General features: G+C 69.3%; 15 protein-coding genes. 12 read left to right on the top strand and 3 right to left on the bottom strand.

Annotated features, from left to right (window positions below):
* Positions 1-84: 84 nt before the first annotated feature.
* The 7 genes from hemL to LX16_RS14390 all read left to right on the top strand — a co-directional run bounded on the left by hemL (position 85) and on the right by LX16_RS14390 (position 6,561).
* The gene (hemL, locus tag LX16_RS14420; protein ID WP_147139082.1) at positions 85-1,383 is read left to right on the top strand and encodes a glutamate-1-semialdehyde 2,1-aminomutase; all 1,299 of its coding nucleotides are present in this window, start codon (positions 85-87) and stop codon (positions 1,381-1,383) included.
* Complete coding sequence (locus LX16_RS14415; protein WP_147139080.1) at positions 1,380-2,033, top strand: histidine phosphatase family protein; 654 nt, start codon at positions 1,380-1,382, stop codon at positions 2,031-2,033. Before hemL ends, LX16_RS14415 begins: the two co-directional genes overlap by 4 nt.
* Complete coding sequence (locus tag LX16_RS14410; protein WP_425304426.1) at positions 2,030-2,581, top strand: TlpA family protein disulfide reductase; 552 nt, start codon at positions 2,030-2,032, stop codon at positions 2,579-2,581. The genes LX16_RS14415 and LX16_RS14410 overlap by 4 nt, the downstream gene beginning before the upstream one ends.
* 157 nt (positions 2,582-2,738) lie before the next feature.
* Positions 2,739-3,488 (top strand): cytochrome c biogenesis CcdA family protein, encoded by a 750-nt coding sequence (locus LX16_RS14405; protein WP_147139076.1) that lies wholly within the window; start codon positions 2,739-2,741, stop codon positions 3,486-3,488.
* On the top strand, positions 3,485-5,050 hold the full coding sequence (resB, locus tag LX16_RS14400; RefSeq protein ID WP_147139074.1) for a cytochrome c biogenesis protein ResB: 1,566 nt from the start codon (positions 3,485-3,487) through the stop codon (positions 5,048-5,050). The genes LX16_RS14405 and resB overlap by 4 nt, the downstream gene beginning before the upstream one ends.
* The gene (ccsB, locus tag LX16_RS14395) at positions 5,047-6,066 is read left to right on the top strand and encodes a c-type cytochrome biogenesis protein CcsB (RefSeq protein WP_211354514.1); all 1,020 of its coding nucleotides are present in this window, start codon (positions 5,047-5,049) and stop codon (positions 6,064-6,066) included. The genes resB and ccsB overlap by 4 nt, the downstream gene beginning before the upstream one ends.
* Positions 6,067-6,177: 111 nt before the next feature.
* Positions 6,178-6,561: a hypothetical protein gene (locus LX16_RS14390; RefSeq protein ID WP_147139072.1), complete on the top strand. Its 384-nt coding sequence runs from the start codon at positions 6,178-6,180 to the stop codon at positions 6,559-6,561.
* A 57-nt stretch (positions 6,562-6,618) separates the two neighbouring features.
* Here LX16_RS14390 and mqnP read toward each other — a convergent pair whose 3' ends face one another.
* Positions 6,619-7,650: a menaquinone biosynthesis prenyltransferase MqnP gene (mqnP, locus tag LX16_RS14385; protein WP_147139070.1), complete on the bottom strand. Its 1,032-nt coding sequence runs from the start codon at positions 7,648-7,650 to the stop codon at positions 6,619-6,621.
* Positions 7,629-9,089, bottom strand: a complete 1,461-nt coding sequence (locus tag LX16_RS14380) for a menaquinone biosynthesis decarboxylase (RefSeq protein ID WP_147139067.1) — start codon at positions 9,087-9,089, stop codon at positions 7,629-7,631. Before LX16_RS14380 ends, mqnP begins: the two co-directional genes overlap by 22 nt.
* Positions 9,090-9,249: 160 nt before the next feature.
* Here LX16_RS14380 and LX16_RS14375 point away from each other — a divergent pair, with 160 nt between their 5' ends.
* The 3 genes from LX16_RS14375 to LX16_RS14365 are packed head-to-tail and all read left to right on the top strand — an operon-like array spanning position 9,250 to position 11,000.
* Positions 9,250-9,789, top strand: a complete 540-nt coding sequence (locus LX16_RS14375; protein ID WP_211354513.1) for a helix-turn-helix domain-containing protein — start codon at positions 9,250-9,252, stop codon at positions 9,787-9,789.
* The gene (locus tag LX16_RS14370; RefSeq protein WP_147139065.1) at positions 9,786-10,298 is read left to right on the top strand and encodes a DUF6036 family nucleotidyltransferase; all 513 of its coding nucleotides are present in this window, start codon (positions 9,786-9,788) and stop codon (positions 10,296-10,298) included. The genes LX16_RS14375 and LX16_RS14370 overlap by 4 nt, the downstream gene beginning before the upstream one ends.
* A gap of 60 nt (positions 10,299-10,358) precedes the next feature.
* Positions 10,359-11,000 carry a UbiX family flavin prenyltransferase gene (locus tag LX16_RS14365; RefSeq protein WP_147139063.1) on the top strand — a complete coding sequence of 214 codons (642 nt, stop codon included), beginning with the start codon at positions 10,359-10,361 and terminating at the stop codon, positions 10,998-11,000.
* A gap of 21 nt (positions 11,001-11,021) precedes the next feature.
* Here LX16_RS14365 and LX16_RS14360 read toward each other — a convergent pair whose 3' ends face one another.
* Positions 11,022-11,219: a BldC family transcriptional regulator gene (locus LX16_RS14360; RefSeq protein ID WP_147139060.1), complete on the bottom strand. Its 198-nt coding sequence runs from the start codon at positions 11,217-11,219 to the stop codon at positions 11,022-11,024.
* Positions 11,220-11,345: 126 nt separating this feature from the next.
* On the opposite strand from LX16_RS14360, the gene LX16_RS14355 reads away from it, so the two are divergent.
* Positions 11,346-11,813 (top strand): Lrp/AsnC family transcriptional regulator, encoded by a 468-nt coding sequence (locus LX16_RS14355; protein WP_147139058.1) that lies wholly within the window; start codon positions 11,346-11,348, stop codon positions 11,811-11,813.
* An 80-nt stretch (positions 11,814-11,893) separates the two neighbouring features.
* Positions 11,894-13,003 carry an L-cysteine desulfhydrase Cds1 gene (gene cds1, locus LX16_RS14350; RefSeq protein ID WP_147139056.1) on the top strand — a complete coding sequence of 370 codons (1,110 nt, stop codon included), beginning with the start codon at positions 11,894-11,896 and terminating at the stop codon, positions 13,001-13,003.
* Positions 13,004-13,036 lie beyond the last annotated feature (33 nt).

Genomic DNA, 13,036 nt, shown 5'->3' with positions numbered 1-13,036 from the left:
CGGAGTCCGGGCCGGGAGTGACCGACCGCGTCGTGACGGCGGGGTCGCAGCCCCCGGTGCGGACGATGTGCCAGTCTGGTCGTCGTGACGGACCAGTACGACCTGGCGGCTCCCGCCTCCGAAAAACTGTTCGACCGGGCGCGCAAGGTCGTGCCCGGCGGAGTCAACTCGCCGGTGCGGGCGTTCCGAAGCGTCGGCGGCGTGCCGCGATTCATGGTGCGCGGCAAAGGATGTCGGGTCTTCGACGCCGACGGCCGCGAGTACGTGGACCTGGTCGGTTCGTGGGGTCCGCTGATCCTCGGCCACGCCGACCCGACCGTCGTGGCGGCCGTGACCGAGGCGGCGGCACTGGGCACCAGTTTCGGCGCGCCCACCCCTGGTGAGGTCGCGTTGGCGGAGGAGATCACCGGCCGCACCCCCGTGGAGTCGGTGCGGCTGGTCAACTCCGGTACCGAGGCCACCATGAGCGCGCTGCGCCTCGCGCGCGGCTTCACCGGGCGCGACATGGTCGTGAAGTTCGCCGGCTGCTACCACGGGCACGTCGACGGACTGCTCGCCTCGGCGGGTTCCGGCGTGGCGACCCTGGGCCTGCCCGACTCGCCCGGCGTCCCGGCCGCGACGACCGCCGACACGCTCGTCCTGCCGTACAACGACATCGACGCGGTCCGGGCCGCGTTCGCGGCGCACCCGGGCCGGATCGCGTGCGTCATCACCGAAGCCGCCGCCGGGAACATGGGCGTGGTCGCACCCCGCGACGACTTCAACGCCGCCCTGTACCGCGAATGCCGCGAGGCGGGCGCCCTACTGATCCTCGACGAGGTCATGACCGGTTTCCGGGTGGGCCCGGCGGGTGTCGCGGACCGGGCCGACCTCTACACGTACGGCAAGGTGATGGGCGGCGGGCTGCCCGCCGCCGCGTTCGGCGGGCGCGCCGACGTCATGGAACGGCTCGCCCCGGCGGGACCGGTGTACCAGGCGGGGACCCTGTCGGGGAACCCGTTGGCGTGCGCGGCCGGCCTGGCGACACTGCGGCGGCTGGACGACGACGCGTACCGGCGGCTCGACGCCGCCGCGGACCGGTTGCGGAAGCTGGCGGGCGAGGCGCTGACCGCCGCGGGTGTCCCGCACCGCGTGTCGTCGGCGGGCAACATGTTCAGCGTGTTCTTCACCGACGAGGACGTGTACGACTACGCGACCGCGTCGCGACAGGACACCGCCGCGTACGCGGCCTTCTTCCAGGCGATGCTCGCCCGGGGCGTGTATCTGCCACCCAGCGCGTTCGAGGCGTGGTTCGTCTCCACGGTGCTCGACGACGACGCGTTCGCGCGGATCGCGGCCGCATTGCCCGCGGCCGCGGAGGCGGCGGCTAGGGTCGAGTCGTGAGCGAACCACAGACCGTCGTGCACGTGCTCCGGCATGGTGAGGTGCACAACCCCGGCAAGATCCTGTACGGCCGGATTCCCGGGTTCCGGCTGTCCTCGCTGGGAGTGCAGATGGCGGAGATGGCCGCCAAGTCCCTCGACGGTCACGACATCACCCACGTCGTGTCGTCCCCGTTGGAGCGGGCGGTGCAGACCGCCGAACCGTTCGCGGAACTGGCCGGGGCCGGTGTGCACACCGACGACCGGCTGTTGGAGTCGCTCAACTACTTCGAGGGTCGGCGCGTCTCCGTCGGTGACGGCGCGTTGCGTAATCCCCGGCACTGGTGGGTGCTGCGGGACCCGTTCACGCCCTCCTGGGGCGAGCCGTACATCCAGATCGCGCGACGCATGACCGCCGCGTTGCTGGCCGCGCGGGAGGCCGCCGAGGGTCACGAGGCCGTGTGCGTGTCACACCAACTGCCGATCTGGATCCTGCGCTGCTTCATGACGGGGAAGCGCCTGTGGCACGATCCGCGCCGCCGGCAGTGCGCGTTGGCGAGTCTCACGTCGTTCCACTTCGTCGGGCACCGGGTCGTCAACGTCAGTTACACCGAGCCCGCGGCCGCACTGATCGCGACGTCGGCGACGGCCGCGCGCGCCAAGGGGGCGTGATGCGGCGACGCGCGGTACTCGGGCTGGTTCCGGCGGCCCTGTTGCTGGCCGCCTGCGGTGACGACTCGGCGGCCGCCGGCGGGGACGGTCGCACGGTGCTGTACACGGACCCGGCGGACCGGCCCGCCGCGCCGGACCTGTCGGGTGAGGACCTGACGGGTGAGGCGTTCGACGGCGGTGAGCTGGCCGGGCAGGTCGTGGTGGTGAACTTCTGGGCGTCGTGGTGCGCGCCGTGCCGCCGGGAGGGCCCGGAGCTGGTGACGGCTGCGGAACGGACCGCCGACAGGGGTGTGACGTTCCTGGGGATCAACATCCGTGACGACCGGGACAAGGCGGTGGCGTTCGAGACGGGCCTGGCGGTGCCGTATCCGTCGTTGTTCGACCCGTCGGGGCGGTTGGCGCTGCAGTTCGAGGACGTGCCGCCGAACACGATCCCGGCGACGATCATCATCGACCGGGAGCAGCGGATCGCGGCGGTGTTCCGTCAGGAGTTGACGGCGGACGTGCTGGTCGACGCGGTGGAGGACGTGGCGGGCGAGCCGCGGTAGGGCCGGTCCCGCCGACATGTCGCGGGGGCCTCCAACCTCCGCCCCATACCTGTGATTCTACACCCCGTAGAATCCTGCTGTCAGTTTCGATACCGCCCCCCTGTGGATGACCGGACGACTGTGGAAAACCCACTATGGATGATGTGAAGGCCGCCTTATGGACACCCCGTTCGCCGCGATCGCGTTCGACGGCCCGCTGCTGGTCGCCGTCGGAGTCGCGGCGCTGGCCGGGCTGGTGAGCTTCCTGTCGCCGTGCATCCTCCCGCTGGTCCCCGGTTACCTCTCCTACGTCACGGGCCTCGCCGGAGCGGACCTCCAGTCCCCCGGCCGCCGCGGCAGGGTCCTCGCCGGGTGCAGCCTGTTCATCGCCGGTTTCACCCTCGTGTTCGTGCTGCTGAACTTCGCCCTCAGCTCGCTGGGAAGGGTGCTGGCCACCCACCAGGAGTGGCTGGAGCGGGGAGTCGGCGCCCTCATCATCGTCATGGGCCTGGCCTTCCTCGGCGTGATCCCCGGCTTCGACCGTCTCGTACGGGTGCAGCACCTGCCGCGCGCCGGGCTGCTGGCGGCGCCGATCCTGGGCATCGTGTTCGCGCTGTCCTGGACGCCGTGCCTGTCGCCGACGCTGACCGCGGTCCTCGGCCTGTCGATGGTGCAGGACGGCACCGGGCGGGGCATCACCCTCGGCGTCGCCTACTGCCTGGGGCTGGGGCTGCCGTTCCTGCTGTTCGGGCTGGGCTTCCGCAAGTCCATGACCGCGTTCGGCTTCCTCAAGCGTCACTCCCGGCTCATCACCCGCATCGGGGGTGTGGCGCTGATCCTGGTCGGACTGACCCTGGTCACCGGCTACTGGACCGTTCTGATGAACTGGCTGCGCGCCACCGTAGGCACCGGAGTGATCGGAATATGACCAGTTCAGCCCCCCGCCGGAAGATCGTCGCCACCCTCCGCCGCTGGTGGCGGCAGCTCACCAGCATGCGCACCGCCCTAGTGCTGCTGCTGATCCTCGCCGTGGCGGCCGTGCCCGGTTCCCTGTTGCCGCAGCGCAGCCTCAACATCGAACAGGTCCGCGCCTACTACGAGGCCAACCCCGACCTGGCCCCGGTCGTGGACCGGTTGTGGGGCTTCGACGTCTACGCCTCGCCGTGGTTCGCGGCGGTGTACCTGCTGCTGTTCACCTCACTGATCGGCTGCCTCGTACCCCGGCTCCGCGACCACGTGAAGTCGCTGCGCACCCCGCCGCCGCAGGCACCGGCCCGGATGAGCCTGCTGCCGCAGCACCGGGAACTGCCGGAACGGCTCGACCCCGACCGGGTCGCGAAGGTGCTGCGGCACAACCGGTTCCGGGTCACGACCCGGACGACGGACGCCGGCGTCACGTTGAGCGCGGAGAAGGGCTACCTGCGGGAGGCCGGGAACCTGCTGTTCCACTTCTCGCTGCTGGGCCTGCTGGTGGGCATGGCGTACGGCTCACTGTACGGCTGGTACGGGAACCGGATCCTGGTCGCGGGCGAGGACGGGGCGTTCTGCAACACGTTGCAGCAGTACGACGAGTACGGGCTGGGACCCAACGTCGACTCCACCGACCTGCCGCCGTTCTGCCTGCAACTGGACGACTTCACCGCGAAGTTCCTGGACAACGGGCAACCCACCGACTTCATCGCCGACGTCCGGTACGGCCAGGGCGGCGAGGCGCCGCAGGACACGTACCGGCTGGAGGTGAACCACCCGCTGGAACTGGACGGCGCGTCGGTGTTCCTGCTCGGGCACGGCTACGCCCCCGTCATCTCCTACACCGACCGTTACGGGGTCACGCAGGTCTCCACGACGGCCTTCCTCGCTCAGGACGCCCAGTTGACCAGCACCGGCGCGGCCGTGTTCCCCGACGCCAACGTCGATCCCGAGACCGGCGAGGCCGACCCCGACGCCGAGGTCGCGTTCGAGGGGATCCTGATGCCGACGACGCCCGAGCAGCCGCCGTTCACGACCTCCGTCAGCCCCGAGGCCGACAACCCGGGCCTGATGCTGGTGACCTATCGGGGTGACACCGGCCTGGACGACGGGCAGCCCCAGTCGGTCTACTCGGTGGACGCCGAACAGATCGCCGACGGTTCGCTGGAGGTCGTCGACATCGAGCCGAAGGTGCTGTCGCTGGGTGAGTCGATGGAACTGGACGACGGCACGACGGTGACCTTCGAGGACCTCGTCCCCTACGCCACCCTCCAGGTGCGGGAGGATCCCGGTGAACTGTTCGTGCTGGGTTCGGCGGTGGCGATCCTGGCCGGGCTGCTGCCCGCGTTGATCGTCAAACGGCGGCGGGTGTGGGTACGGGTCACCGACGGGGGCACCGAGATGGGCGGACTCGCCCGCACCGAGTACGACGGTTTCGCCGAGGAGTTCGACCGGATCGGCGACGCGTTGTCGCACGCACGTGGTGAACGACCGAAGACGAAGATTGGAATCGAGTCATGACAACCGATCCGGCTCTGGCGGACGCGTCTAACACCGCGTTCGTGGCCATGATCCTGCTGTACGCGGTGGCGATGTTCGGTTACGCCGTCGAGTACGCCTTCGCCCGGCGGGCGAAGACGGTGGCGGCCCCCGCCCGCGAACTGGTGACCGCCGGAGGCGGCACCGGGCCCGCCTCGCCGGAGCACGTCGACGAGTCCGAAGAGGACGACGACGCGCCGCCACCGGTGACACCCGGGGTGAGTTTCCGGCAGGCCGTGCTGGCGGGCCGGATCGCGCTGGTCGCGATGGTCCTGGGGGCGGTGGCGCACGCGGCCTCCCTCGGCCTGCGCGCCGCCGCGGTCGGCCGGTGGCCGTGGGGCAACATGTACGAGTTCATCGTGGCGGTCAGCCTCGTCGGCGTCATCGCCTGGATCGCCGTCGTCGCCAAGGGATGGGTCGCCAGGCGACTCAGCCTGTTCGCGATGCTGGCGACCGTGTTGATGCTGGGCGCGGCGACCCGGGTCTACACCGAGGCCGCCCCGCTGGTGCCGGCGCTCGACTCGTACTGGATCGCCATCCACGTCTTCGCGGCGATCGTCGCCACCGGCGTGTTCATGGTCGGTTTCGTGACCGTGGTGTTGCAGCTGATCAGCCGCCGCTACGCCGAGCTGTCCGCGCGGGACGCCGTGATCCGGTTCCCGATGACGCTCGGTCCCCGGCTGCCACTGGCCGAGAAGCTGGACCGGATCACGTGGCGGCTCCACGTGATGGCGTTCCCGTTGTGGACCTTCGCGATCATCGCGGGTGCCATCTGGGCGCGCGAGTCCTGGGGCCGCTACTGGGGTTGGGATCCCAAGGAGGTGTGGTCGTTCGTGGCGTGGGTCGTGTACGCGGCCTACCTGCACTCCCGGGCGACCGGAGGCGCGGGAAGGCGCTGGGCGCCGTGGATCGCGGTCGTCGGCTGGGCGGTCATGCTGTTCAACCTGTTCGGTGTGAACCTGTTCATCGACGGGCTGCACTCCTACGCGGGCGTCTGACGACGGGCCACGGCGAGCGGCCGGTTCCGGAGTCCCCGGCGCCCGCCGGGCCGGAGGCGGCACCGGTGTACTGTCATGCCCTCTTCAATCGCTCACCAGACGAGGAACCCGATGACCATCTCTCTTCGCCGTGTCCTGGCCTCCACCGCCACCGCCGGTGTGCTCGGGGCGGCCCTGACCGGCTGCTCGCTGTTCGGCGGCGCGTCGCTGACCTGTGAGGACCTCAAGGCGCAGTTCGACTCCTACGGTTACGCCGCCGACGCCGACCTCGGTTCGGTCGACCAGGCCGACATCGAGGACCTCGGCGCGTGGATGGTCGACAACGGCCCCAGCTTCGAGGACAAGGAACTGGGTACCGCGGTCACGACGGCCGGCGAGATGCTGCCGCCCATGATCGAGGCGTTCAAGTCCGGCGACCAGGAGGCCATGGCGGCCCTGGGTACCGACACGTCCTCGTTCGACACCATCGACGCCAAGTGCGGGGACGTGCTGTAACCCCCCGCGCGCAGTGAAACGGGGTCCGCGCGATGCGCGGACCCCGTTCGCATCGGGTCAGTCCATGAGGAACAGCAGGTCGCCCAGCGCGAAACAGAACAGCACGATCCCGATGACCCCGTTGGCGGTGAAGAACGCCCGGTTCACGCGGGACAGGTCGTCGGGCCTGACGATCCGGTGCTCGTACACGAACACGGCCGCGGTGACGAGCAGGCCGATCCAGTACAGCAGCGGGAACTCCATCAGTACACCGAACCAGGCGAACAGTCCGAAGGTGACGACGTGGACCGCGCTGGACGTCCACAGTGCCGCCTTGATACCGAACCGGGCGGGGAAGGACCGTACCCCGTTGGTGCGGTCGGCAGCCACGTCCTGGCAGGCGTAGATCAGGTCGAAGCCGCCGATCCACAGTCCCACCGCCAGGCCGAGCACGAGCGAGGGCAGGAAGCCGTCGAAGGTGCCGGTCACCGCGAGCCAACCGCCGACCGGTGCCACGAGCTGCGCGAGCGCGAGTATCGCGTGCGGGAAGTCGGTGAACCGCTTCCCGTACGGGTACACGACCAACGGGATCACCGCCAGCGGCGAGAGCAGCAGGCACAACGGGTTCAGCGCGGCGGCCGCGGCGAAGAACACCACCAGTGAGACGCCGCTGCCGATGTAGGCGGTGCGCAGTGAGACCGCGCCGGTGACGAGTTCCCGGTTGGCGGTGCGGGGGTTCCGCGCGTCGATGTGCCGGTCGATGATCCGGTTGGCGGCCATCGCGAAGGTGCGGCCGGCGACCATCGCCACGGTCACCAGCAGCAGGACGTCCCACTGGATCCACCCGGTCACCGGCGGTATCCCACCGGTGTCGCCGACGGTGACGAACGACACGCCGCAGCTGTCGGCACCGCCGGGGCATGTGAAGTCGGGGCCGAGCTTCGACTCCAGGTACGCCTCGTCGCGCCGGTTCACGGCCTGGTCGTACATGGCGGCCAGCGTGGCCAGGTACGCGAACGGGAGCGCGAACACCGAGTGTTCGATGGCGACGAGGCGCAGGAACGCCCGCGTCCTCCCCAGCACACCACTCACAGGCCGTACTCCCGCCAGCGGCCGTCCACGGTGGCCTTGACCGACGACGGCATGACCGCCTCGTCCGGCCAGCCGCGCAGGTATCCCTCGCCCGGCAGTTTGCGGGTGGCGTCCACGCCCGCCTTGCCTCCCCAGAACTGCTGGTAGGAGGCGTGGTCGAGGTGGTCGACCGGGCCGGTGTTGACGACGAGGTCGTGTCCGTAGTCGACGTTTCCGAACGCGCGCCAGGCGACCTCGTTGAGGTCGTGGACGTCGCAGTCCTCGTCGACGACGACTATCAGCTTGCTCATGCCGATCATGTGAGCGCCCCAGATCGCGTTCATGATCTGGTGAGCGTGTTTGGGGTACCGCTTGCGGATGGACACGATGAGGCAGTTGTGGAACACGCCGGGCTCCGGCATGTTGTAGTCCACCAGGTCACCGATCAGCAGTTTCAGCAGTGGCAGGAAGATCCGTTCGGTCGCCTTGCCGAGGCCGTAGTCCTCCTGCGGCGGCTTGGAGGTGACGATCGAGTGGTACACCGGGTTCTTGCGGGTGGTCATGCATTCGACGTGCATGACGGGGAACGGCTCGACCGGGGTGTAGAAGCCGGTGTGGTCGCCGAACGGTCCCTCCGGGCGGCGTTCACCCGGTTCGATGTAGCCCTCCAGGATGACCTGCGCGTTGGCGGGGACCTGGAGCGGCACGGTGAGGCAGTCGACCATCTCGACGCGTTCGCCGCGCAGGTATCCGGCGAAGAGGTATTCGTCTATGCCGCCGGGCAGCGGGGCACCGGCGGCGTAGGCGACGACCGGGTCCGGGCCGATGGCGACGGCGACGGGCAGCCGCTCGCCGCGGCGTTCGGCGACGGCGTGGTGGGCGGTGGAGTCCTTGTGGATCTGCCAGTGCATGCCGAGGGTGCGGTGGTCGTGCTGCTGCAACCGGTACAGGCCGAGGTTGCGTTTGCCGGTCTCGGGGTGTTTGGTGTGGGTGAGGCCGAAGTTGTGGAAGATCCCGCCGTCACCGGGCCAGGTCTGCAGACCGGGCAGCCGGTTGAGGTCCACTTTGTCTCCCTTGTAGACCACCTGCTGGCACGGCGCGGACTTGACCTTCTTCGGCGGCACCGACTTCAGTTGCAGGAGTTTCCCGATGCCCTCCCGGATGCCCCCGAACCCGACCGGGAGTTCCAGCTTCACCAGCTCCCCGATGCGGGCGCCGATCTCGTCGAGGTCTCGGACCCCGAACGCCTTCGCGGTGCGTTCCGGCGTCCCGAACAGGTTGATGGCGACCGGCATGTCCCCACGGGTCGGCTTCTCGAACAGCAGGGCGGGGCCCTTGGCCCTGACCACCCGCTGGGTGATCTCGGAGAGCTCCAGGGTGGGGTCGACGGGGGCGGTGACCCGTTTGAGGTCGCCGTCGCGTTCCAGCGCGGTGATGAACTCGCCGAGGTCGGCGTACGGGAATTTGGCAGCAGACACGACATCATTGAACCCGACGCCGCCCGTGGTGATCACGCCCGGCCCGACCGCAGTGACCTGACCACCCGACCGACCCGCATAGCGAATATGCTATCATTCCCGGGTGAGCGAAGATGGGTCGCTGATTGATCGACTACGCGCCATACGAGTGGCACGCGGCATGTCACAGGCTCGGATCGCGGAACTGCTCGGCACCACACAGTCGGCCGTCGCCCGCATGGAGGCCGCCGGCACGGACCCCCGGTGGAGCACGCTTCATCGATACGCCACCGCGGTCGGCAGCGAGATGTCGATAACGCTGGCACCGCCCACCACGCTCGACGGGGTGGCACATGACATCGCATCGGCCGACTCGGCGGATGAGCGGCTGCGTCACGTGATCCAGTTCCTGGACGATCTTCGTGACGTTCCGGCCGTACAACGACCCGCCGCGCTCTCCGAGGAGCCGGTCACCACGGGAGACCCCCGGTGGGACGCCTTGCTGGCCGGAGTCGCCGAGTACGCCTGCCGGAGACACGGGATGTCGATGCCGGGATGGCCCAGTGCTCCCGGCCGTTTCCTGCGCCGATTCTGGTTCGTGATCGAGGACGTCCTCGGACGCGAGGTTCCCGGCCTCGCCGCCATGGCCTACACCACGCCGGTCCAGGAACTGGCCGCACGTGGAGTGTTCCTCGACAGGCATTCCCTGGAGAGCGTATGAGACTCCTGACCAAGGACGAGATCACCGGATTGCTGAAGGAGCTGGGCGCGGAACTGGTGACGGAGGGAAGACGCGCCGAACTGTTCCTCGTGGGGGGCGCAGCCATGGCATTGGCATACGACACTCGTCGTTCCACCCGGGATCTGGCCGCCGTCTTCGAACCGAAATCGGTCGTGTACCGAGCCGCCGCACGGATCGGTGCCGCACGGAATCTCCCGGAGGATTGGCTCAACGATGGCGTCAAGGGCTTCCTACCGGGGGAAGACCCGAACGCCGTCGTGCTTCTCGACCATCCGGGCATCACCGTCCGCGTGGCCTCGCCCCCGTATCTGTTCGCCATGAAGGCGATGGCGGCCCGCGTGGAACGCGACGCCACCGACCTGCTGGCGCTGTACCGGTTGTGTGGTTTCGCCTCGGTGGAAGAGGCGCTGGACTGTATATCGGACCACTATCCGCCGCATCTGATATCGCCCCGCACCGGCTTCCTGGTGCGAGAACTCCTGGGGTGACGATCGCGTCGGGCCACGACCCATGGCGTCGGGGCCCGGACGATGGGGCACTCTTGGGGGATGCGGGAACCGTGGGTGGTCGGGGTGTCGGGGGCGTCGGGGACGCCGTACGCCAAGGCGGTGTTGACCGGCTTGTTGGACGCGGGCGCCGCCGTCGACCTCGTGGTGTCGCGTGCCGCCCGGCTCACCATCCTCGACGAGACCGGCCTGTCGTTCCGGGACGGCCACTGGAGTGAGGACCTGGCGGCGTGGCTGGAACGGGACGTGACCGGCGACGACCTGCGGTACTGGCCCGCGGGCGACCTCGCGGCCGGGCCGTCGAGCGGTTCGTACCGGGTGAAGGGGATGCTCGTCGTCCCGGCCAGCACCGCCGCCTGTGCCGGGATCGCCCAGGGCCTGAGCAAGGACCTGCTGCAACGGGCCGCCGACGTCAACCTGAAGGAACGCCGGCCGGTGGTGGTGGTGCCACGGGAGACTCCGGTGTCGCGGAGCCATCTGCTCCACCTGTTGTCACTGCACGACGCGGGCGCGGTGGTGCTTCCGGCGTCGCCGGGGTTCTACGCGGGCGCGTCGCGGTTGCAGCAGTTGGTGGACTTCGTCGCCGGGCGGGTGCTGGACGCGGTCGACGTCCCGCACACCCTCTACACGCGATGGCGGGGGGAACTCGGTGGCGGTGTCGCCGCGGATTCCGCGACGGGGTAGCCTCTCAATCGGAGACCGAGATCACTGCTCGACCGGCGAGGCGTCACCCAGTTCGCCCTGCAGGAGGGCACGTACCTCGGACTCACGGAACCGGCGGTGTCCGCCCGGGGTCCGGATGCTGCCGATACGCCCCGACGCCGCCCAACGGGTGACCGTCTTGGGGTCGACTCGGAACAGCGCGGCGACCTCACCGGGGGTCAACAGCCGATCGTTGTCCATGGCCTGAGCACCCTTCATAAACCGTGCTGAATGCCCTGGTCGGGCGCGTATGACCCCATTACAACACCAATCGGGGCAATCTGCCAGGTGATCATCAACATCTTTCGGTCAGGTTAAAGTCGCCAGATGGACGACATCGACCGGCGCATCGTGCAACTACTTCGATCCCAGGCCCGCATGTCGTACGCGGAACTGGCGCGCCGGGTGGGGCTGACGTCACCCTCGGTCCAGGAGCGGGTCGCCAAACTGGAACGCAACGAGGTCATCACCGGATACCGCGCCGAGATCAACCCCGAGGCGATCGGTCTGGGCATCACGGCGCTCGTCGGGATCGTCACGACGGCGGGAGCCGAGTACTCCGACGTGGCCGACGCGATCCAGGAGATATCCGAGGTCGAGTCCTGCTATTTCATGGCCGGTCAGGAGTCGTACCTGTTGAAGGTGCGGGTGGGCACCATGGCGCAACTTGAACACCTCGTGACCCGGCTCAGTCGGCTACCGGGCGTCGGCGGCACCCGGACCACCATCGCGCTGTCCACGAAGTGGGAGGGCCGCCCGCAACCCACCGACCCCGACGTCCCCGACCCGGTGTGAACCGGCCGACGAGGCCCCTTCCGCACACGGCGGTCCGGTGAGGGCGAGGTCACGGCGCCCCTCCCGGTTAGGCTCCTGGCGTGGACACACTCGACCGCTGTTGTGAGACGACGCGTGACTGGGTCAGCGAGGCCGTCGGCATCGTCGAGGCCGACGCCAACCGCAGCGCGGACACGCACCTGCTGCGCTTCCCGCTGTGCGGGGACTGGGGCGTGGACCTCTACCTCAAGGACGAGTCGGTACATCCCACGGGCAGCCTGAAGCACCGGCTCGCCAGGTCGCTGTTCCTGTACGCGTTGTGCAACGGGTGGATCACCGAGGGGACGCCGGTGGTCGAGGCGTCGAGCGGCTCGACCGCCGTCTCGGAGGCGTACTTCGCGTCCCTGCTGGGCCTGCCTTTCACGGCCGTCATGCCCGCCACCACCAGCGCCGAGAAGATAGCCCTCATCGAGTTCCACGGCGGCCGGTGTCATCTGGTGGAGGACCCGTCCCAGGTGGTGAGTACCGCGCGGGAACTCGCCGCACGCGGCGACGGCCACTACATGGACCAGTTCACCTACGCCGAACGCGCCACCGACTGGCGCGGTAACAACAACATCGCCGAGTCGATCTTCCAGCAGATGTCGCGGGAACGGCACCCCGTCCCGTCGTGGATCGTGGTGGGAGCCGGAACCGGCGGCACCAGCGCCACCATCGGCAGGTACGTGCGGTATCAGCGGCACCGCACCCGGTTGTGCGTCGTGGACCCGGAGAACTCCGCGTTCTTCGCCGGTTGGCGCGACGCCGACGCCGACGCGGCCGTGACCGGCGGCTCCCGGATCGAGGGCATCGGACGCCCCCGGGTGGAGCCGTCGTTCATCGCCGGTGTCGTCGACAGGATGATGAAGGTCCCCGACGCCGCCTCGGTGGCGGTGCTGCGGGAGGCGTCGAACATCCTGGGACGCCGCCTCGGCGGATCGACCGGCACCAATCTCTACGCGGCCTTCTCACTGATCTCGGAGCTGCGGGCGACCGGTGCCACCGGGAGCATCGTGACCCTGCTGTGCGACTCGGGTGAGCGGTACACCAACAGTTACTTCAGTGACGAGTGGGTGGCCGCACAGGGGCTCGACCTGGCGCCGTACACCGCGACGGTCAGGGAGTTCTTCGCCACCGGCACCTGGCGCGAACCCGCCCCGCACACGACGTGACACGGCGGCCGGCCCCGTCGGGGCCGGCCGCCG

This window comes from Stackebrandtia albiflava, assembly GCF_007994225.1.
GTDB classification, from domain to species: domain Bacteria; phylum Actinomycetota; class Actinomycetes; order Mycobacteriales; family Micromonosporaceae; genus Stackebrandtia; species Stackebrandtia albiflava.
Note: the sequence above shows the minus strand (reverse complement) of the source record. Positions and strands in the feature narration are given on the sequence as shown.